At 48.9% G+C, this 21,940-nt stretch carries 19 protein-coding genes; 15 read left to right on the top strand and 4 right to left on the bottom strand.

Going from position 1 to position 21,940, the window contains the following annotated elements:
• Nucleotides 1–120: 120 nt before the first annotated feature.
• The gene (locus KNO69_RS00580; protein ID WP_214815312.1) at nucleotides 121–750 is read left to right on the top strand and encodes a hypothetical protein; all 630 of its coding nucleotides are present in this window, start codon (nucleotides 121–123) and stop codon (nucleotides 748–750) included.
• Between the two features lie 54 nt (nucleotides 751–804).
• On the opposite strand, the gene mgtE is transcribed toward KNO69_RS00580, so the two are convergent.
• Nucleotides 805–2,163 (bottom strand): magnesium transporter, encoded by a 1,359-nt coding sequence (mgtE, locus tag KNO69_RS00585; RefSeq protein WP_214815314.1) that lies wholly within the window; start codon nucleotides 2,161–2,163, stop codon nucleotides 805–807.
• A 322-nt stretch (nucleotides 2,164–2,485) separates the two neighbouring features.
• Between mgtE and arcA the strand changes: the two genes are divergently transcribed.
• From arcA to cydC, 8 genes are all read left to right on the top strand, one after another.
• Nucleotides 2,486–3,715 carry an arginine deiminase gene (arcA, locus tag KNO69_RS00590; RefSeq protein WP_214817784.1) on the top strand — a complete coding sequence of 410 codons (1,230 nt, stop codon included), beginning with the start codon at nucleotides 2,486–2,488 and terminating at the stop codon, nucleotides 3,713–3,715.
• A 21-nt stretch (nucleotides 3,716–3,736) separates the two neighbouring features.
• Nucleotides 3,737–4,765: an ornithine carbamoyltransferase gene (argF, locus tag KNO69_RS00595; RefSeq protein ID WP_214815316.1), complete on the top strand. Its 1,029-nt coding sequence runs from the start codon at nucleotides 3,737–3,739 to the stop codon at nucleotides 4,763–4,765.
• Between the two features lie 52 nt (nucleotides 4,766–4,817).
• Nucleotides 4,818–6,293, top strand: coding sequence for an arginine-ornithine antiporter (gene arcD / locus KNO69_RS00600; RefSeq protein WP_214685280.1), 1,476 nt, complete (start codon nucleotides 4,818–4,820; stop codon nucleotides 6,291–6,293).
• A 14-nt stretch (nucleotides 6,294–6,307) separates the two neighbouring features.
• Nucleotides 6,308–7,270, top strand: coding sequence for a carbamate kinase (gene arcC / locus KNO69_RS00605; protein ID WP_214815318.1), 963 nt, complete (start codon nucleotides 6,308–6,310; stop codon nucleotides 7,268–7,270).
• Nucleotides 7,271–7,432: 162 nt separating this feature from the next.
• The gene (locus tag KNO69_RS00610; RefSeq protein ID WP_214815320.1) at nucleotides 7,433–9,775 is read left to right on the top strand and encodes a TIM-barrel domain-containing protein; all 2,343 of its coding nucleotides are present in this window, start codon (nucleotides 7,433–7,435) and stop codon (nucleotides 9,773–9,775) included.
• 116 nt (nucleotides 9,776–9,891) lie between these two features.
• Complete coding sequence (locus KNO69_RS00615) at nucleotides 9,892–10,581, top strand: Crp/Fnr family transcriptional regulator (RefSeq protein WP_074035511.1); 690 nt, start codon at nucleotides 9,892–9,894, stop codon at nucleotides 10,579–10,581.
• A 122-nt stretch (nucleotides 10,582–10,703) separates the two neighbouring features.
• Nucleotides 10,704–12,428, top strand: coding sequence for a thiol reductant ABC exporter subunit CydD (gene cydD / locus KNO69_RS00620; RefSeq protein WP_214815322.1), 1,725 nt, complete (start codon nucleotides 10,704–10,706; stop codon nucleotides 12,426–12,428).
• Complete coding sequence (gene cydC, locus KNO69_RS00625) at nucleotides 12,425–14,143, top strand: thiol reductant ABC exporter subunit CydC (RefSeq protein ID WP_214815324.1); 1,719 nt, start codon at nucleotides 12,425–12,427, stop codon at nucleotides 14,141–14,143. Before cydD ends, cydC begins: the two co-directional genes overlap by 4 nt.
• A 253-nt stretch (nucleotides 14,144–14,396) precedes the next feature.
• Here cydC and KNO69_RS00630 read toward each other — a convergent pair whose 3' ends face one another.
• The gene (locus KNO69_RS00630; protein ID WP_214815326.1) at nucleotides 14,397–14,921 is read right to left on the bottom strand and encodes a hypothetical protein; all 525 of its coding nucleotides are present in this window, start codon (nucleotides 14,919–14,921) and stop codon (nucleotides 14,397–14,399) included.
• 128 nt (nucleotides 14,922–15,049) lie between these two features.
• A complete protein-coding gene (locus tag KNO69_RS00635; protein ID WP_214815328.1) occupies nucleotides 15,050–16,126 on the bottom strand; it encodes a diguanylate cyclase in 1,077 nt (358 codons plus the stop codon).
• 224 nt (nucleotides 16,127–16,350) lie between these two features.
• Here KNO69_RS00635 and KNO69_RS00640 point away from each other — a divergent pair, with 224 nt between their 5' ends.
• The 6 genes from KNO69_RS00640 (at nucleotide 16,351) to KNO69_RS00665 (ending at nucleotide 20,425) form a co-directional block, all read left to right on the top strand.
• A complete protein-coding gene (locus KNO69_RS00640; RefSeq protein ID WP_031422036.1) occupies nucleotides 16,351–16,533 on the top strand; it encodes a hypothetical protein in 183 nt (60 codons plus the stop codon).
• A gap of 82 nt (nucleotides 16,534–16,615) precedes the next feature.
• On the top strand, nucleotides 16,616–17,566 hold the full coding sequence (gene msrA / locus KNO69_RS00645) for a peptide-methionine (S)-S-oxide reductase MsrA (protein WP_214687638.1): 951 nt from the start codon (nucleotides 16,616–16,618) through the stop codon (nucleotides 17,564–17,566).
• Between the two features lie 13 nt (nucleotides 17,567–17,579).
• Complete coding sequence (locus KNO69_RS00650) at nucleotides 17,580–18,866, top strand: DUF2252 domain-containing protein (RefSeq protein ID WP_214815330.1); 1,287 nt, start codon at nucleotides 17,580–17,582, stop codon at nucleotides 18,864–18,866.
• Between the two features lie 61 nt (nucleotides 18,867–18,927).
• A complete protein-coding gene (locus KNO69_RS00655) occupies nucleotides 18,928–19,206 on the top strand; it encodes a DUF5327 family protein (protein WP_214815332.1) in 279 nt (92 codons plus the stop codon).
• Between the two features lie 107 nt (nucleotides 19,207–19,313).
• A complete protein-coding gene (locus KNO69_RS00660) occupies nucleotides 19,314–19,679 on the top strand; it encodes a rhodanese-like domain-containing protein (RefSeq protein WP_012727509.1) in 366 nt (121 codons plus the stop codon).
• Between the two features lie 113 nt (nucleotides 19,680–19,792).
• Nucleotides 19,793–20,425: an HAD family hydrolase gene (locus KNO69_RS00665; protein WP_031422042.1), complete on the top strand. Its 633-nt coding sequence runs from the start codon at nucleotides 19,793–19,795 to the stop codon at nucleotides 20,423–20,425.
• Nucleotides 20,426–20,476: 51 nt separating this feature from the next.
• Here KNO69_RS00665 and KNO69_RS00670 read toward each other — a convergent pair whose 3' ends face one another.
• The gene (locus KNO69_RS00670) at nucleotides 20,477–21,889 is read right to left on the bottom strand and encodes an NAD-dependent succinate-semialdehyde dehydrogenase (protein WP_031422044.1); all 1,413 of its coding nucleotides are present in this window, start codon (nucleotides 21,887–21,889) and stop codon (nucleotides 20,477–20,479) included.
• Nucleotides 21,890–21,940: the final 51 nt, after the last annotated feature.

The following is a 21,940-nucleotide window of genomic DNA, read 5'->3' on the forward strand; positions in this document are numbered from 1 at the left end:
GAAGGTAGTCCTATTGTTTTGATCGAATCATACAGAAACCATGAACGTGGGGACGATTGCGTACTTGTCGTACGAGAGTAGAAAATCGATGAGGATGGATGGACCGATGGGAGGGACCTCGTGAAGAAGTGGATGATTGGAATGTTATCTGTTGTAGTGATAGCAGGTTATATCATGTTTAGCGAAATGCTGAAAGAAGAAAACACGAGTGATTTGGCTGTGACCGAAAGCTTCCGACACATAGACGATTTAGCTACAAGCTCGCCGATTGTCATCGTCGGCAAAGTGAGAAGTGCTCCTAAACCGTTTACACATCAATCGGTCACATTCTTTGAATCACACATTCAAGTGCAGCGTGTCTATCGAGACGTGAATGGTCAACTGAAGTCAGCCGATACAATCACCCTTTTACAAAATGATATGGAAGAAGACCCGCTCGTCAAACGAGACGAGACCGTTTTGCTGTATTTACAAAGATATGAAGGACCCGTGATGGAGAATGCATATCGGATTGTCGGTCTACAACTGGGACATTTCAAAGTGAATCGGACAGGGACACTGACTTCGATAGGAAAACCTAACCTTTATCAAGAAAGCGGGCTCAGTGCTGACTTGAGCAAACTAGAGACATCATTGAAAGACAATCCTTATGTGGAAGAAAGAAACGAAGTGATGACGGATGAGGAAATCAGGGCTTTTAATGAAAATGAAGTGCGTTTGTTTGAGGAGTCTCAACAACATGACGAGTAAAAGCGGCGCTGACAATAGCAGCACCGCTTTTTATAATCGGATTTTTTTCAAATGTCATAAAAACTGGAGCATGGACGTCGCAACCGTGAAGTAGATGATGAGCCCTAGATTGTCCATCAATGTCGTGATGAACGGTCCCGAGGCGACAGCCGGGTCTAACTTCAGGCGATTGATAAGAAGTGGGACAATCGTGCCAATCATCGTAGCGACACTGAGTGCGGCGAAGATGGAAACTCCGACAATGAAGCCAATCAGCATGTTGTCGTACAATAGCGTGATTACGCCGAAAATGACAATCATACAAGCGATTCCTAAAATGATACCCGTCCCAAGTTCGCGTCGAATCATCTTCATGACGTTCTTTCGATTGATGGTTCCGAGTGCAATCGAGCGCACGGCGACGACGAGGGATTGCGTGGCTGCGTTCCCGGCAGAGCCCATGACAAGTGGCATGAAGACGGCGAGTAGCACAATCGTCTCAAGGGTGTCTTCGAAACCGCCAATCGTCGAGGCCGTGATCATGCCGAGAAACATGAGGCTGACAATCCAAGGGGCACGTTTTTTCGCTGCTTTAAGCGGACTCATGTTGATATCAGACGAACCTTTCGTCGCGGAGAGTTCTTCAAAGTCTTCTGTCGTTTCGCGCTCGATGACATCTAACACATCATCGACCGTGATGATGCCGAGTAGCTTTTGCTGATCATCGATAACGGGAAGGGCCAATAAATCATACTTTTGGACAATCCGAGCCAAGTCTTCTTGGTCGGTCATGACGTTTGCCGAGATGACGCGGAACCCCATGATGTCTTCAATTTTCGCCTCGAGCGGTGCGACAATTAAATCACGTAAGGAGACAACACCAACCAGTTGGTGCACTTGGTCGACCACATATAGGTAATAAATCGTTTCGGCATCTGGTCCGAGTTCACGCAATTCTTCAAGGGTCAGTCCGACCGTCTTATCAGCTTGAAGGACGACGAACTCGGTCGTCATGAGCGATCCGGCTGTTTCCTCCGGATATTGCATCAAGTCTTTGACTTCTTGTTCCTCGATATCATCCATCTGCTCAAATAGCGTGTCCATGAACGCATCGGGTAGTTCCCTCATCAAGTCGGCCGCGTTGTCCGAATACATTTCATTCAAGATTCGGACGGCATACGACTGAGGTGTTTCTTGGATGAATGTACATTGCTCTTCTAACGTCAGCTTTTCAAATAGATCGGTGAATACCTCGGGGGAGATGGTTCGATACACGAACGACCGCTCATGTTGATTTAGTTCGATAAAATGATCCGCTTGCTCACCCGGGTGGAGGGAGAGAAAGAGGTCTTGAAAATCGACCGGGTCTCCCTTTTGAATCAATGTGCGAAGTGCTGCTTCATGTTCGTTGTATTCCGTTTCTTCAATTTTCATATGCTCACATCCTGATCTCTCACGTTTTCAATTTATTTTAAGGTGAATAAAAAAAGTTTTCTGCTTTTTTTAGGGCGATGCTATACATCAGCCATACATCTTATTTCCCCTTGTCATCGTCTTGACTTCCGGGACATTGTTTGTTCATTCACATGAGTGAACATTTATTCATATCGATGCGGAATCGACAACAGATGAACTGTCGGATTAGACATTCGCAAATTTGGTAAAGTGATAAGGTAAGGGTAGTCACACACCCGAATCACAAGGAGGAAGCGAGATGATCTCAATGACGAATCAACCGATTTCACAAGATACGACGCTGAAACATCCGATTCATGTGTATTCAGAAATTGGAGAATTAAAAACGGTATTACTGAAGCGACCGGGCCGGGAGTTAGAGAACCTTACCCCGGAATATTTAGAGCGCCTCTTGTTCGATGATATTCCCCATTTGCCGGTCATTCAAAAAGAGCACGATTATTTTGCGAGTGCGCTTCAAAATCGTGGTGTGGAAGTCCTTTACCTCGAAAAACTAATGACCGAAACGTTATCACTCCCTGGTGTGCGCGAAAAGTTTGTCGCGGATATCTTATCGGAGTCCAAATCAAATATCAACGGTTCTTACGAAACATTAAAAGAGTATTTACTCGATTTTGATAACGAAATGTTGATTGAGACGGTGATGGCCGGTATCCGGAAAGCGGAGATCAAGCCGGAAAAACGTCGACATCTGCATGAAATGATTGAAGATACGTACCCCTTCTTTTTGGACCCAATGCCAAACCTCTACTTTACACGAGACCCGGCCGCTGCAATCGGTCACGGACTCTCCATCAACCGCATGAAAGAACCGGCACGTCGCCGCGAATCACTCTTCACGCAATACATTATGCGCTATCACCCACGCTTTGCGAAACATGATGTTCCCATCTGGTCGGACCGAGATTATCGGTTTGCGATGGAAGGGGGAGACGAACTCGTCTTGTCGAAAGAAGTCGTCGCCATCGGTATCTCGGAACGAACGACCGCGCAAGGCATCGAACGTGTCGCCCTCAACCTACTCAAGCATGGAGACAGCTTCAAAAAAGTCATCGCCATCGAAATTCCAAAATCACGCGCCTTCATGCACCTTGATACCGTCTTCACGATGGTCGATCATGATAAATTCACCATCCATCCGTTCATTCAAGGACCGGAAGGGAAGATGAACATTTTCGAGCTCACGCTAAACGCGGAAGGTGAACTTCAAATTGCCCAGCACTCGGATTTGTTGAAGGTGTTAAAAGATGTCCTCGGCTTACAAGAGGCGACGTTGATCCCTTGTGGCGGTGGAGATCCGATTGCGGCAGCCCGCGAACAATGGAATGATGGATCGAACACGCTCGCCATTGCGCCGGGTGTCGTGGTCACGTATGACCGAAACTATGTCTCGAATGAGTTACTTCGTAAAGAAGGCGTCGAAGTGATTGAAATCATGTCGAGCGAACTATCACGCGGCCGTGGGGGTCCACGTTGCATGAGCTGTCCGATTATCCGCCAAGACATCTAAATGTGATAAGGAGGAAGCAGTATGTCTACAACGTTCAATTTTGATTTGAAAGGTCGTCATTTTTTATCGCTAAACGAGTTTTCTGGTGAAGAAATCAACTACTTGATCGATTTGTCTGCTGCATTCAAACGTCAGAAAAAACAAGGTGTCCCACATCGGATTTGTGAAGATAAAAACATTGCCTTGCTCTTTGAAAAACCATCGACGCGGACGCGTTGTGCGTTCACCGTTGCTGCCATCGATTTAGGGATGCATCCCGAATATTTAGGCAAGAATGACATCCAGTTCGGGAAGAAAGAATCGGTGCGCGATACCGCGATCGTCCTTGGACGCATGTTTGACGGCATTCAGTTCCGTGGCTTCGCCCACGAGACGGTCGAAGGTCTTGCGAAAGACGCAGGCGTACCGGTATGGAACGGCTTGACCGACTTGTATCACCCGACTCAAATCTTGGCTGACTTTTTGACGGTAAAAGAGCAAAAAGGAGAACTTGCCGGAATCAAATTCGTATACGTGGGCGACGGACGGAACAACATGGGCAACACGTTGTTGATCGGTGGTGCAAAAGTTGGGATGGATATGCGGATCTGTGCACCGAAATCGCTCTGGCCATCTGACGAAATCGTGAACTATGCGAAGTTGGTCGCTGCTGAAACCGGTGCTGTGATCACCTTGACAGAGAGCATTGAGGAAGCGATGGATCAAGCGGACGTCGTCTACACGGATGTCTGGGTATCGATGGGCGAGGAAGCGGCATTCGCAGAACGGATTGAACTGTTGCGACCATATCAAGTGAACATGGACATGCTTCAAAAGAGTGGCAATCCAGACATCATGTTCTTACATTGCCTCCCTGCCTTCCACGACTTAGAAACAGAAGTCGGTCGAGCGATTCACGAACAGTACGGTTTGACGGAAATGGAAGTGACCGATGAAGTGTTCCGCAGTCGTCATTCGTTCGTATTTGATGAGGCGGAAAACCGGATGCATACCATCAAGGCGGTGATGGCGGCGACGCTCACGGAGACACGCGAATGGCTTGATCGTTGACGAGGGGGGGATGCCCCCTCCTGCTTCAAAATAAGCGAAAGGGATGAGTAGAATGTCTACGAAGTTGGAGCATGACTCAGGTGGTTCGGCTGGAGTACATCCTGACAAGCAAGATAAGCGGTTAGGTCTCGGAGCGTTGACGGCACTTGTCGTCGGATCGATGATTGGTGGTGGCGCCTTTAACTTGGCTGCCGATTTGGCGCAAGGTGCGAATGCGGGTGCCATTCTCATCGGGTGGGTGATTACAGGGATCGGGATTATTGCGCTCGGTCTTAGCTTTCAAAATCTGACGATGCGCCGTCCTGATCTCGATGGTGGTGTATATAGCTATGCACGGGCAGGCTTTGGGTCGTTCGTCGGATTTAACTCGGCCTGGGGATATTGGTTGTCTGCCTGGCTCGGGAATGTGGCGTATGCCACACTGCTATTCAGTTCGGTCGGTTATTTCTTCCCGATTTTTGAAGGGGGACAGAATATCGCGTCGATCATTGGCGCATCAATTATGCTGTGGCTCGTGCATACCCTCATCTTACGTGGGGTACATGAGGCGTCGATGATCAACATCGTCACGACGATTGCCAAGCTCGTCCCAATTTTTGCATTCATTACGATTACCTTGTTCTTCTTTAATCTCGAAAACTTCACCTTCGATTTTTGGGGACAAGGCGGTTTCTCGTGGGGAAGTGTGCGTGATCAAGTCGTTTCGACAATGCTCGTGACGCTTTGGGTCTTTATCGGTGTGGAAGGAGCCGTCGTGCTATCCGGTCGTGCTCGGAAACGTTCGGACGTCGGGAAAGCAACCGTGATCGGGTTGCTCGGTACGCTCGTCATTTATTTGCTCATTTCTATCATGTCGCTCGGTCTCATGACTCCCGAAAATGTAGCGAACGCCTCGCAACCAGCGATGGCATATTTGCTCGAGTCGGCCGTCGGTCCGTGGGGTGCGATGCTCATCAACGGGGGACTCGTCATCTCTGTCCTTGGCGCATGGCTCGGTTGGACGCTGTTAGCGGCAGAAATCCCATTCGTTGCCGCCAAAGATGGAGTCTTCCCGAAATGGTTCACGAAAGAGAATCAAAATCAAGCTCCTGTCAATGCCCTTTGGCTAACGAATGGGTTGATTCAGCTCTTCCTCTTCACATTCTTGATTTCAGATGCCGCATATAACTTTGCCTTTTCTCTCGCTTCGAGTGCGATTTTGATCCCATACGTGTTCTCGGCCTTTTACCAAGTGAAAGTGGCGAAGAACGGAATCGGATACAGTTCCGGTGAACGAAAAACACGCGATTTAGCGATTGGATTGGTCGCTTCCGTTTATGGACTATGGCTCATATACGCCGCTGGAATCGATTATTTACTTCTCACTACACTTTTATATGCACCGGGAACCCTTCTCTACATGAAGGCACAACGTGAAAATGGCATCAAGTCACTCACTAAAACGGAATGGATGGTCGCCGGTGTGTTGACCGCACTGGCCATCTTCGCAGTCGTACGCATACTATCGGGTAATATCTCAGTCATTTGATCGGGGGTATGGATATGGAGAAAAAACGTGTGGTCATCGCCTTAGGCGGGAATGCGATTCAGCAAGGCAAAGATGCGACAGCCGAAGCACAAATACAGGCAGTTGAGGCAACGGCGGAATCTCTCGCTGCACTCATCGCTGAAGGAGTCGAGGTCATCATCACGCATGGGAACGGTCCGCAAGTTGGAAACCTGATGTTACAACAAGCCGAATCAGACAGTACAGCCACACCAGCGATGCCGCTTGATGTCTGTGGTGCGATGACGCAAGGGATGATTGGATACTGGTTTGAAAACGCATTGACCAAAGCACTGCGTGCACGTGGCCTTGAACAGCATGTGGCTTCTCTCGTGACACGAAGTATTGTCGACCCGAACGATAGTGCGTTTCATCATCCGACCAAGCCGATCGGTCCGTTTTATACGGAAGAAGAGGCACTCCATCTCGAACGGACGACAGGTTACGTCTTCAAAGAAGATGCAGGACGTGGGTATCGTCGTGTGGTGCCGAGTCCAATCCCTATGAAAATCGCCGAACACGCCGTCATTCGAACACTCGTTGAAGCGGGGCACATCGTCGTCGCTTCTGGTGGCGGTGGCATTCCCGTCATGGAGACAATGGACGGATACGTCGGCATCGAGGCGGTCATCGATAAAGATTTCGCGGCTGCGAAACTGGCTGACCTCGTCAACGCAGACGTGTTACTCATTTTGACGGCTGTCGAACATGTGTATGTCAATTTTGGGAAGCCGGACGAGATGGCACTTCAAGAAACGTCGAAAGAACAGATGGAGACGTATATCGCTGAAGGGCAGTTCGCGCCAGGCAGTATGTTGCCGAAAGTAAGAGCGGCGCTGCAGTTTGCCGAATCCGGTACGAACCGTGTCGCCATCATCACGTCGCTCGATCAGGCTTTAGCCGCCATTGACGGAGAAGCTGGCACACGTGTCCGCCTAGCTCCATCGCTCCAACAATAAGAATGTGTCGCAGACGTGAAGCGTTTGCGACTTTTTTGTTTTCTGCCCGGATTCAAGGGGAAGGAATGTTGTATGCCAAAAATGAGATTGCTATCATATTCAGTGTAAACGTTTGCACTAATTTCAGGAAGGAAGTGACGGAGAGCGGAAACGCTCGAATGTATGCGCCTATTCGAAGAAAATCATGTGTACCAGTCGTGGATGAGACCAAAAGCAAGAGAAGGGGCAATCGTACAAGGAAGCTGTTATCGCTTCACCGTATTGACGAGTCAGTTGATTCGAATGGAATATGCGGAGGACGGTGTCTTTGAAGACCGCGCCACCCAAGTGGCGTGGAATCGGGAATTTGACGTTCCACAATTCCGAGTGATTGAAGATGAGACAGAACTCCAAATCATCACCGAACATGTCCATTTGTATTATACGAAAGGTCCGTTCGCGCCGAACACGCTCTACGTGGACGTGAAAGGGAACTTTAGCACGTATTATAGCCGCTACATGTTCAACGGTCCGGAGCGGACGCTGAAAGGGACAGCGCGGACGCTCGACCATGTGGACGGGGCGACGGAGTTAGAAGAAGGGATCCTCTCCAAACAAGGGTATGCGATCATAGATGATTCATCCTCGTTTTTGATGACAGATGATCGCTTCGTCGAGCCGCGACGAAAAGGGATCCATGACATTTACTACTTCGGATATGGTCATGACTATAAACAGGCACTTCGAGACTTTTACACGTTGACGGGTCCGACGCCGATGCTCCCTCGTAAAGCGCTCGGGAACTGGTGGAGCCGCTACTGGCGATACGACGAAAAGGAGTATAAGGCGTTAATGCGCCGTTTCAAGTCAGAAGATGTCCCGTTCTCGGTCAGTGTCATCGATATGGACTGGCACGTGACGGACATTCCCGAAGAGTACGGGAGTGGTTGGACGGGCTATTCGTGGAACAAAAACTTGTTTCCCGAACCGAAGCGTTTCCTTAACTGGCTAAAGGATGAGGGAATGATGGTGACGTTGAACCTGCATCCCGCGGACGGTGTCCGTGCGTTTGAAGATCAGTACGTGGCGATGGCCGAGGCCATGGGCGTCGAACCGGAATCGGGGGACCGAATCCCATTCGATTTTTCAGACAAACGATTCATTCAAGCATATTTTGAGCAGATGCATCATCCACATGAGGCGGATGGCGTTGATTTTTGGTGGATCGATTGGCAACAAGGGTCGACCTCGAAGATGGAAGGACTCGATCCGCTATGGATGCTGAATCATTATCATGCCATCGACATCGCCCGTGACGGTAAGCGTCCGCTCATTTTCTCTCGTTACGCAGGACCAGGGAGCCACCGTTACCCGGTTGGATTTTCAGGAGACACGATCATCTCGTGGGCCTCGCTCGCCTTCCAGCCGTATTTTACAGCGACAGCGACAAACATCGGTTACGGTTGGTGGAGTCACGACATCGGAGGGCATCATCGTGGGAAAAAAGACGATGAGCTCGCCGCGCGTTGGGTCGCATACGGGGTGTTCAGTCCAATCATGCGCCTCCACTCGACGTTCAGCACCTTCAACGGGAAAGAGCCTTGGCGTTTCGGGATCGAAGCCGAACAGTCGATGAAGCGATTCTTACGTCTGCGTCACGAGCTCATTCCTTATCTATACACGATGAATTATCGTAACCATGCCGATGCGTTACCGCTCGTGCTGCCGATGTATATCGAACATCCCGATGACGAAGCGGCTTATCAAGTGCCGAATCAGTTTTATTTTGGCAGTGAACTCATTGTGTCCCCGATTGTCACGCCGATGGACCGAAAGCTCCACGTCGCCGGAACGAATGTCTGGCTGCCAAAAGGAGAATGGTTTGACTTCTTCACAGGACATCGTTACGAAGGTGACAAGTCGATTCGTGTGTTCCGTGGACTCGATGGACAACCGGTCTTCGCCAAAGCGGGTGCCATCGTTCCCCTCATGCCGCATCAACCGCATGCGAACGAGACGGGAAACCCGAGCGAGCTAGAAGTACTCGTCTTTCCAGGTGCCTCGAACACGTTCACGATGTATGAAGATGACGGGGAAAGCCGCGATTATGAGACAGGTGCCTCACTTGAAACGACGTTCACGCTCGATTGGGAAGCGCGGACGCTACACATCGAGATGTCAGGAGACCTGACCCTCGTTCCGGCGAATCGGACATTGACCGTTCTTGTTCGAGGCGTTGTCGGGGAAGGGGACTATGACGCTGAGACGCAGACGTTACACATCCCGATTGGTGAATTGAAGCAGGAGCAGACGGTGACGCTCCCCGTCGATGTGACACAGAACGCCCATCGACTTGATCGTCTCTATCGATTCTTAGATCGCGCGGAAATCGCCTACGATTTGAAAGATCGGTTGTACCAGATGGCGACGACGAAGACGCGTCTCGAGGCCTGGCTGTTTGACCTCCATGCGTTAGAACTCGATCGAGATTTGCAAGACGCCCTATTAGAACTGATGTTGGACTGAAAAGGGGGGAGACCCCCTTTTGTCATGTCAGAAAACTGTCGGATTTTGAAAGCGGTATCATTTTGAATCCATTTATACTTAAGGTAGGGGATTTAACTAGAAATGAGGGGATACAGATGCGACATAAGTGGACGATTGATGATTTACGGCAGTTGACACTGTTTGCGAACTGTTCGAGTCGAGCGCTTGAACAGCTCGTCCCGCACGTCTATTGCCGAACGTATCGAAAAGGACAGCTCCTGTTCATGGAAGGAGATCCGCGAGAGCGCGTGTATTTCTTAATGAGTGGATACATCAGACTTGAACGGATGAACGAGCATGCGACGCATCAATATGCGGACTACGTGAAGCCCAAACAGTTCTTTCCGTACAATGGTTTGTTTACGGAGGAAGACTACCGTCATACGGCAGAAGCGGTGACGGATATTGACGTCATCTATATCCCGACCGACCGATTCGAGCGGTTTGTATCCACACAGTCGAACATGCTGCTTTATATCATTGGACAGATGAATCGTATTTTAGATTTACATGAACGACGTGTCCAAGAGATCATTACCCCGAGCGCGAAAGAACGTGTACTCAATACCATCCATTTTTTGATTGAAGATTTAGGTGAACCGGATGAGCAAGGGGTACGTGTCCGCTGTCCGTTCACGGCGATGGAACTATCTCGTCTATCTGGAACGTCTCGAGAGACGGTTTCTACGATTTTAGCGAAGCTTCGTAAAGAAGAGGTGCTTCGAATGGATGACCACCAACTTGTAATCGGGCATCCTGAATACTTTGAGCAAGACTTCGATTGACGCCACTCAGGAGAGGGCGTCTTTTGCATGTCGGAACGAGCGGAGCGTTCGCTTCAAGACGTGTCATATTGTATAATTAGTGATGAATCTCACAAAGCAATCGGATTGTGAATAGAGAAAGGATGAATGCAGTGAAACGACTGCAAGCCCTTGCGTTCGCCGAGCGACGTCACATCATCGGACTGGTATTGTCTGCGGTCATGATTGGACTATCGATTTTGGCGCAAGCGTATTTAATCGTCGACATTGTCGACCGAATCTTTTTAAAAGATGAATCATTTGAAACCGTCGTTCCGGCGTTACTTTGGCTCGTCGTCGCCCTATTGGCACGAGCACTTTTTGGATACGTCTCCGGACGAATCGGAGCGAGTTTATCGGAAAAGGCGAAGCAGACGTTGCGTCTGCAATTGCTAGATCGCTATGCCACGAGCCCGGTCGAGTCGTCTTTGACGGGACAATCTGGGAAGAAGGTCAGTGTGTTCATGGATGCTGTTGACGAGGTTGACGCCTACTTCAGTCAATATTGGCCACAAGTGATTCAAACCTCGATTATCCCGCTTCTGATTTTGGTTGTCGTCTTCAGCCAACATTGGATTTCAGGTGTCATCATGATGGTGACAGCACCGTTTATCCCTTTGTTCTTTATTATCATCGGGATTGCGACACAGAAAAAATCTGAGGAACAGATGGAGAAGATGAATCAATTTTCCGGAAAGTTTTTGGATGTCTTACAGGGTTTGACGACACTCAAACTCTACAACCGGACCGAACAGGAAGCGAAAGCGATTGAGAAGAGCAGTCTCGACTTTCGGGATGCGACGATGGTCGTCTTAAAGACGGCATTCTTATCTGGCCTCATGTTGGAATTCATCTCCATGCTCAGCACCGGCGTTGTAGCACTAGAAGTCGCGCTACAGATGGTCGTTTGGGAGAACCTGACGTTCTTCTCAGGATTCTTGATTCTTGTGTTGGCGCCAGAGTATTACTTGGCCATCAAAGACCTGGGCAGTGCCTTTCATACGGGACGTGGCAGTATGGGCGCAGCAGACCGAATCTTTGACGTATTAGACGCCCCGGATGATCGCATTCAGTGGGGGACGAAGTCGCTTCGTTCACGGACACCGGACCTCGAGCTTGAAGAGATATCGTTTGAGTACGCTGGTGGACGCTTTTCCCTTCAGCCATTGAGTGGTCGCATCTCGTCCGGCACCCACCTTGCGTTAGTCGGCGCGAGCGGTTCCGGGAAGACGACTATCCTTAACGTGATCTCAGGACTTTTGCAGGTGAAATCAGGGCGCGTCCTCGTGGATGGCGAACCCTTGCATACGTATGAGGAATCTGCCTGGTATGGAAATATTGCGTATATCTCTCAAAACCCGTATCTGTTCGCCGGGACACTCGCCGAAAACATTGCTTTAGGTGAAGTAGCTGACGAGAGTGCGTTACTCGAAGCAGCCGAGGCAGCTGGACTATCCGAGGTGATTGATCAGTTGCCGAACGGAATCTGGACAGAACTCGGAGAAGGTGGGTTTGGACTATCTGGTGGGGAACGGCAACGCCTTGCACTCGCACGGGCTTTCTTTAAGCGACCTGGTATTTTATTATTTGATGAACCGACAACCGGCCTTGATTTGAAAACAGAGCGGATTGTCAGACGCTCGATTGAAGAGCTGTCGAAAGGTGCGACGTTAATCACGGTTGCGCATCGTCTGCATACGATCAAAGAGGCGGACACGATTTGGTTCATGGATGATGGGAAGCGAATCGCAGAAGGGACGCACGAAGCGTTACTCGCTGTCCCAGAGTATGCAGAACTGTTTGCACTTCAGAAAGGGGTGAGCCGATGAACTCGCTTTGGACCATCACAAAATGGATGATGCGCGAGAAGAAAGACATCCTCCTCTCCATCTTCTTTGGATATGCGGCAGGGATTGCAGCGGTCGCCCTCTTCGCGGCAAGTGGCTATCTCGTATCACGGGCAGGGCTCGTCCCGCCACTGTATGCACTCATGGTACCGGTTGTCTTAATTAAACTGTTCGGTGTCATCCGGGCAGGAAGCCGTTATCGGGAACGCCTCGCCTCACACCGGGCGACGTTTACGATTTTAAGTGAGTTGCGCGTCCGGTTCTATCGTCAGTTAGAGCCGCTCGTTCCGTCCATCTTTGCGAAATATCGGAGCGGCGATTTGCTCGCACGCGTCGTCGGGGACGTCGAGAGTCTTCAAAACTACTTCCTTCGCGTATTTTATCCGCCGATCATTCTCGTACTCGTCTTTTTGAGCACCATCTTCTTTGTCACCTTCTTCTCGTTTGCGGTCAGCCTATGGATCTTGTTTGGTGTACTCGTTACAGGATTCTTGATTCCGCTCGGATTTGCACGAATCCGTGCCCATCACGATGAGACGATTCGTGGATTGCGCGGAGATGTGTCGATTCAATTGACAGAGATGCTGTTCGGATACCGGGATTTAAAACTTCATCACCAACTCGATCGCACGAAACAAACTGTCTATTCGCATAGTGAGCGTTACATGGAGGCAGAGCGGAAAGACACGACGAATCAGTTCTTCAATTCGGCGCTCGTCGTTGCCGCTTCCTTACTCGTCTCATGGGGCGTCTTGGCCATCGGTGCGTATCAGGTGGTAAATGGAGACCTGAACGGGTTGTTCTTGGCAATGCTGATCATGATGTCGCTCACAGCGTTTGAGAATACGACGCCGATGGCCGTGTTCCCCGGTCACTTTGCAGACAGCAAGCAAGCAGCGGATCGTTTGTTTGAAGTGACGGAACCGAGTGAAACGATTGAGGCGCATGAGGCGAAACGTCAAGACGTGACGTTTACGGCCGCACCGTCCATTTCATTTGACCATGTTCGCTATCGCTATCCAGACACGTATCGAGATGTCATCGATGAGGTAACGTTACACACACCGAGCGGTTCGAAGACGGTCATCGTCGGACCGAGCGGGTCAGGGAAGTCGACGTTACTTCAATTGCTAATGGCTTTCGTTCGGACGGAAGACGGCACGATTCGGTTGGATGATTACAATATGAACGATGTCAAACAAACAGCTATTTGGCAACATGCAAGTGTTGTCTTGCAAGACAATCATTTCTTTTACGGAACCGTACGGGAAAACCTGGCGTTAGCCGGTGACTTCACAGATGAAGCGATGAACGTAGCACTTGAGCGCGTCCGTTTGTCATTCTCGCTAGACGAACCGGTCCTGGAGAAAGGGGCAAACTTGTCAGGTGGAGAACGTCAGCGCCTCGCCATCGCACGGGCACTTCTTAAAAACGGACTTCTCTGGTTGCTTGATGAACCGACATCGGCACTCGATGCAGGAACGGAGGCCCATGTCTTTTCTGAATTGCTACAGCAAGCCGGAGGGGGCACACTCATTCTTGTCAGTCACCGTTTGACGGGTCTCGAAACGTTTGATCAGATTATCGTCATGGAAGCTGGACGGATCGTCGAGGTCGGTTCTTATGAGGAATTGATGACGAAACGTGGCATGTTCTATGAATTGAAACAAATCGAACAAGAAGTGTTCGCATCATGAAAAAGACGAGCAGCCCCGTCGGTGGGCTGCTCGTCTTGTTTATGGCAAATATGGGTGCAACAAATGGGGGTTGTCGCAATGCTTTCAAAAAGAGTGTCGTGGAGGGGAATCCACGTGACGTGATATGTTTGGGGAACGTGCACGCCAAGCTTTTGGGAAGCTACAACTAGAGTATAGTTGATAACGATTCTCATTGTCAATAAGAATAATAAAAAAATCCATACGTGCGAACACGCATGGATTGGGTCATGAATTAATTCGAGGCTAGGCCTTTTTGAACCGTGAATCGAATCAAACTGAACAAGTATCTCGTGAAGAAGAGAGCGAACGCATAGAATAGCGCAATGAACGGTGACTGAAGATCAATCCCCGGGATGTTCATCAAGAACTCTAGAACGAGAATAGAGAGTAAGAATACGTAGAGAGCGGCATCTAAATAAAGTGGCATAAGACGACCGCGTTGATGCCAAAACGTGCGGATGAGTGGTGCCACGGTCATCCCGATAATCCGTTCCGCAAAGCCGATACTGAGAACGGCGATGATGAATGCTGGGATCGTGTTAAAGCTCACCAAATCCGAGAATACAAAACCTGAAATCAATAAGAGCGGACCGATGATAATCATCATCGAAAGTGAGGTCCGGAAGAAAATCCACATGTTGTTCTGAATCGAACGAATCCCCCCGATTGCCGATTGTTGAAGTGTCTTTCCACGTCTATAATCAATCGCGAACGAGCCGATAAACATAACTCCAAATAAAGATAACAAAACTGACATGAACGATGTTTCCCCTTTTCTGAATAAATCATGATGTATCGATCTGAATCAAAGTCTAGCCTAGTTTAACGATTCATTTCGAGAAAGTAAAGCGAGAAAACGCGCTCAAGTGTGAAGAGTTTGACACATTAAGAGGCGAGGATGAAACGATTCCGACCGGACTCTTTTGCGTGATATAACGCTTCATCTGCATGTTTTAACACACTGTCGATTTCAATATCATTCGAATGGCAAGCTCCAAGCGAAACAGTGATGTGGAGCGTACCGGCACTCGTCTCGAACGGGAACGTTGAAACCTTTTCTCGAATAGATTCAGCAAGCTGCGATACTTCTTCTCGATTAGCATGGGGCATGACGATTAAAAATTCTTCGCCGCCGAAGCGACCGACTAAATGGCGCTCATTGCTCTCATTCACGAGGAGCATGCCGAGCTCGCGCAAAACATCATCTCCGACGTCGTGACCGTATGTGTCATTCACCCGTTTGAAATGATCGATGTCGACCAAAATCAATGCGTATTCTTCTGCCTCGACCGTCAAGTTGGCCATGGCTTCGTTCAAGAGACGCCGATTGGCAATCCCGGTGAGCGCATCTGTACGCGCTAGTTGCTGTTGATGTTGGACGTTCTCAAAGTGACGGCGTAGTTCGAGCAGTAATCGATAGGCGGCGCAAGCTCCCCCGTAAGACATTAACATGTAGACGATTAAGACGGGATAGAACAAGTTTAGTGGAAGCGCGGCATAAAGCGCTGCCCCAAAAATGGCAATACTGATCGTAGTGAATACGAGCAAAGTAGGCCGAGTATTATCCATGCGTTTCCGTAAAAGACTTGTCAAGACAACTAACGTAACTATTGTGGCGATGGCTAGATAGAGACCGAGCATGGTACCGTCTGTAAAGAACAGAACTAGGGAACGACCGATTAATAATATGATACCTGCGACAGCACCACTCACCCATCCCCCGAATAGAACGGCAAGCAAAACGGGAATATTACGTAGGTCGATGAGTATCCCCTCGAGCGGTAAGGCATTTACCAAAAGGAGGATGGCAATCAATCCGGTCTGTACCCCGAGTAAAACCCTTCCTTTCAAAGGAGACTGTGGAGTTAAACGAGGTCGATTGCGAAACGGTAAAAAGGAAATCGTGAAGAGCGTGAACAAGATACACAGGTTGATAAAGAACGCATTAATGATTGTGAGCATCGAGGCTCCCCCTTATCCCGTATGGAAATATTTAGTTACAGTATATAGCATCTAGTTGGAAACAGACAGGAATAACCTGCTTGCGGAAAGAAGCTCTCTTGAATGACTATTCAAGCAAATCGTCTTGGAATCCTTTTGGATTTATTCAAGTTCTTCTCATCTTTTAGAACTTTCGTTATGGAAAATCGAAAGTTTGGTATGATAAGAGAAAAGGAGGACTGTCCGTGCGTTACTGGGATCATTTTAAGCGAGCGTTTATTCCGATTGCGCTCATTTTGATTGGATTAGCGATCTTTTATACTTTATCAGCTCGAGATAACATGGTGTTGACGCTTTTAGGGGCTGCGATTGTTGGAGTCATCTTATTTTTGGTGATGCGTCATGTGAATCAGGTGGAAGAGGACTGAAGCGAGAACACATATTGTGGTTCTCGTTTTTTGTTGTCTTGCCACATTTTTGGGTACACTACAAAGTAAGGAGGGATTTATCATGGCAAAAGCTACATTTGCGGGAGGCTGTTTCTGGTGCATGGTCAAACCGTTTCATAAATATGAGGGAGTGGAGCGTGTCATTTCTGGATATACAGGAGGACATGTCGACAACCCGACGTATCAACAAGTCTGTTCGGAGACGACAGGACATTTAGAGGCGGTTGAAATCACATTTGATCCAGAAGTCATTTCGTATGAGGAGTTGCTACGCATCTATTGGCGTCAAATCGATCCGACAGATGGCGGAGGGCAGTTCAATGACCGCGGTGAATCGTACCGTCCAGCCATCTTCTATCATTCAGAAGAGCAACAGGCTGCAGCGGAGCGTTCGAAACAGGAAGTGGAAGATTCGGGTCGCTTCGATCGTTCGATTGAAGTCGATATCCGCCCTGCGAAAACGTTCTGGGAAGCGGAAGACTATCATCAAGACTACTATAAAAAAAATCCGTTCCGTTATGAGATGTACCGTGTCGGTTCAGGGCGCGCGAAGTTCATCAAAGAGGCGTGGAGTGATCGTAAACAACAACAAGCACTTCGTGAACGCTTGACACCGATGCAGTATAAAGTGACTCAAGAAAACGGGACAGAACCACCGTTCCAAAATGAATATTGGGATGAAGAGCGGGAGGGGTTGTACGTCGATATCGTCGACGGGACACCACTCTTCACATCTCACGATAAGTTTCAGTCGAATTGCGGATGGCCGAGCTTCTCACGCCCAATCGAGGAGAAGCGAGTCGATTTGAACATGGACACGACGCACCACATGGTACGGACAGAAGTCCGTTCAAAACAAGGGGACAGTCACCTTGGTCACGTGTTTGATGACGGTCCGAAAGAGCTTGGCGGCTTACGCTATTGCATCAACTCGGCCGCTCTCCGATTCGTTCCTGTAGAAGAGCTTGAAGAGGCCGGGTACGGGGAATATAAACACTTATTCAACAAGTGAAGGGGAGAGCCGTATGTTCACAGCCGTCAAACAACAAATTCGATGCGAGACGATCGGGACCGTCCTTGATTTTTACGACCAGTCGATTCGACAGCTTTCGGAAGAGGCGAGACAAGAAAAATATGCGAAGATGAGTTCGAGCCCGTTCTCGTTCTTTCGGGGTAGCTCACACTTGTTCTACTACGACTTTGCGAAAGTGCCAATCGCGTTTGACACAGGTCCCGATCATCCGACGTTCATTCAAGGAGACTTACACTTTGAAAATTTCGGTGTGTTCGAAGACGGGGCCGGTACCATCATCTATGACGTGAACGACTTTGATGAGGCGTATATCGGTTCATACCTGTTTGATTTGTTGCGGATGGCGGTCTCTGTCGATTTATTCGCCGCCGAGTCCGGGTTCGATGGCAAAGCAGCCATTCAAGCGTTTGCTGAGTCCTATGCCAAAGCCATTGAAAAACATGCGCTTGGACGAAGTGAGCATATTCAATTCACGAAAGAGAACACGTGTAAAGCGGTCAAAAAAGTTATTAAAAAAGCGGAGAAGAAGAAAGATGAATTCATGTCCGAACGGACGGAGGTAAGAGACGAGGAACGTTATTTTTCAACGAGTGACGACTTGCTTCCCATCTCCTCGGAAGTACGGGAGAAAATTGAAGCGGCATGGGGCGATTATCTGTCTTCTTTGTCAAATCAACACCGACATCATGCCGATCACTATGAAATCAAAGATATCGCCATCAAACTTCAAAGCGGAACGGCTTCTATCGGATTAGAACGCTACTATATTTTGATTGAAGGTGCCGATGAAGAGCATGATGAAGATGTCATTTTAGAGATGAAACAAGCACAATCTGCCGTCCCGTCTCTCTTTCTTCCGACACATCCGCTGTTTGAAAACGGATTGTCGCATCAAGGCGCTCGTGTCGTCGCTGCGCAACGGGCAATGGTCCACAGTCGTGACCCGTATCTCGGCTATTTGACGATTAACGACAAAGAATATTATGTGAGGCAACGTTCTCCGTATAAGCGAAAAGTGAAAGCGAAACATATGAAAGATGAGACGTCGCTCATTGAGACGTTGAAGGTGCAAGCGCAAATCACGGCGAAGATTCATGCACGGGCCGATGCGACCTCCAATGTGCTCGATTATACGGCAAGCGAACGAATCGCGGCGGCAATCGGTGACTCTCCGTCCCTGTTTATTCGACAGTTATCGAGATGGGCTGATTTTTATGCAAATCAAGTTCGTTTTGATTATGACGCCTTTTTAAACTGGGTCGAGTCAAGGAATCGTTAAGGAACTTGCGAATTGAGGATGAAATCCTGCACAATGGAAGCGTAAAGGATGTGTACGGACTATGATTACAGAACAACAAGTCATCGCCCAAATGCGTCAGGTGATGACACAGATTGAGTCGTCAACCGGCGAAGCGCAAAAGCGTCATTTGGCAAAGTTAATGGGTTTTTGTGAATTACTTCTAGATGAGACGTCAGAAGCGAAAGCGGTCGGTGTGCCGCAAACGTCGACATCTACGAACGAGACAAAACCGCCGCTTGATCGACAGATGGCTGCCTTTCTCGGCATTCCGATGGAGGAAGACGAACAACCGAAATCGGATTCATTGCTCGATTTTTGAACCACATGTCATGAACATGTGGTTTTTTTGTGGATTCACATTCATTGACTTAAATACCGTATGGGGTATAATGAGTATAAGAAATGAATGCAAATGGAGGCGTGAATATGTTGGACTTTCTTTTCGTGGCGGTCGTCATTGGACTTGTGTATTTCTGGTGGAGTCGTCGTAACAATGTCAAAACGGTTTCGACAGACGATTTAAAACGGAGAATCGCAGAAGAACGGAACATTCAATTGTTGGATGTGCGTGAGCCGCATGAATACCGCGGGGGACATATCAAGCAGGCGAAAAACGTACCTTTATCCGGATTCGGTAATGCTCAAGCGAAATATCCGAAAGAAAAGGAGCGTCCTGTCTATGTCATCTGTCAGAGCGGGATGCGTAGCCAACGCGCGGCAGCGATGCTGAAGAGTGCCGGATATACCGACGTTTATTCTGTAAAGGGTGGAATGAACTTCTGGCGTGGATAATAGATGCGACTGGACGAATCGGTTCAGTCGTTTTTTGTCACCACGTTTTCTCTTTTGCATTTTCGGGGATTCTGCTACGGTAGGGAGAGAGTGAAAGAGAGGAGATCAATCCAATGGCAGTAATTTTATTTGATATCGATGGCACGTTAGTAGATACGACCGGACCGATGACAAAGGCGATTCATGAGGCACTAGAGGAGCTTCCTCATCTTCCGAAACCGAGTGAAGAGGCGGTCCGTTCAGGATACGGCTTGGCAGGTAACGCGTTTTGGGAGCATGTCATCCCGGAAGCGACGCTTGAGGAGATTCGTCTCATTCGCAGACTCCGTCATACGACGCTTGAGCAAACGATGGAAGGACAAAATGTCTTATTTGACGGAATTCGTGAGATGTTGGAGACACTTCACGAGCAAGGTCATACGCTGACGACAGCGAGTAACTGCGGTGTTCATTATATGAATTTGATTTTAGATACGCAACAGATTCGTCCATATATGACGGCACCCGAATGTTTAGAATCTGTTGGGGGCGAGAAGAAGGCAGACATTCTGACAGCGCACCGTGTCCGGCACGGAGAGGCGGACTATATTATGGTCGGTGATCGTAAATCGGATGTCGAAGCGGCTCGCGCTCATGACTTTCCCGTCGTCTTGACAGGATTCGGGTTCGGTAATGAAGAAGAGTGGGCACTTGCAGATCACGTGATTCAATCTCCACACGATTTAGTCGAGTGGGTCAACCGATAAGAAAAGGCTTGTCGCATATCAATGTCGACAAGCCTTTTTGTATACCTATACTCACAATCCGAGAGAGATGTATTTTACTTCTAAAAATTCCTCAATACCGTGATGACCGCCTTCACGACCGAGTCCGCTCTCTTTCCAACCACCGAAAGGCGCTTGCGGCGTTGACGGAAGTCCGTCATTCACACCGACAATCCCATACTCTAACGATTCAGCTAAATAGACCGCTTCATTGATGTCTTGCGTGAACAAGTAAGCGGCTAAGCCGAACGGCGTGTTGTTCGCCCGTTTGATGACTTCATCGAGCGAATCGAACGTTGCAATCGGTGCGACGGGTCCGAACGTTTCTTCGTTCATGCAGAGCATGTCTTCATTCGCATAACGGATGACAGCAGGACGGATGAATAAGCCGTCTAGCACCTCGCCACCGTACACTTCACCGCCACGAATCTGTGCGTCCTCAATATGCTTTTCGACTTTACTGAGCGCATCGTCATCGATGAGCGGACCGATGTCGACACCTTCCTCTAGTCCGTTGCCGACTTTCAACGCTTCGACCTCTTTAATGAAACGCTCCGAGAATTCATCGACGACGGCGCGTTCGACATAGATTCGGTTCGCGCAGACGCACGTCTGTCCACCGTTTCGGAACTTTGTGGCGACCGCTTGCGGAACAGCCTTATCTAAATCCGCTTTGGCCGTGACGATGAGCGGGGCATGTCCACCGAGTTCGAGTGAAATCTTTTTCATCGTGTCCGCAGCGTCACGCATGAGCATTTTTCCGACTTCCGTTGAACCTGTGAACGTCAATTTTCGGACCCGTTTATCTTGTTGCCACGCTTTGACGATATCTGAAGCTTGTCCAGTGACAAGGTTGATGACCCCTTTTGGGAATCCGGCCTTCTCCGCTAATTTCACCAATTCGATGGCGGTCAACGGGGTCGCCGATGCTGGTTTCATGACGACCGTACAGCCTGCAGCGAGCGCCGGAGCGACTTTCCGTGTGATCATGGCAGCTGGGAAGTTCCAAGGTGTGATGGCTGCGATGACGCCCACCGGTTGTTTGATGGCAAAGATTCGTTTCTGGTTTGATGAAGCAGGAATCGTCTCTCCGTACACGCGTCGTCCTTCTGCTGCATACCAGTCGATGAATCCATTTGCATAGTTGATTTCACCGATTGCTTCCTTGAGCGGTTTCCCTTGTTCCTCGACCATCGTTCGGGCAAGCTCTTCTGTATGTTCTGCAATCAAACGATGCCACTCATTGAGTAGCTCCCCTCGTTCTTCTGCTGTTTTTTGTTGCCATTCTTGTAACGCCTCATGTGCAGCATCGACGGCTTGTGTCGCTTCTTGTGTATCACTTTTTGTCACGACGGCCATCACATTGCCTGTAGCTGGATTGCGTACCTCGATCGTTTGTCCCGTTTCTGTCCATTCCCCATTAATGAAATTTTTCTCTTCTCGCATCTTGATTTCCCCTTTCCAAAAAGTGCACAGTTAATTAGAGGATACCCGTTT

The organism is Exiguobacterium sp. s131 (genome assembly GCF_018617345.1).
In the GTDB taxonomy this organism is placed as follows: Bacteria; Bacillota; Bacilli; order Exiguobacteriales; family Exiguobacteriaceae; genus Exiguobacterium; species Exiguobacterium profundum.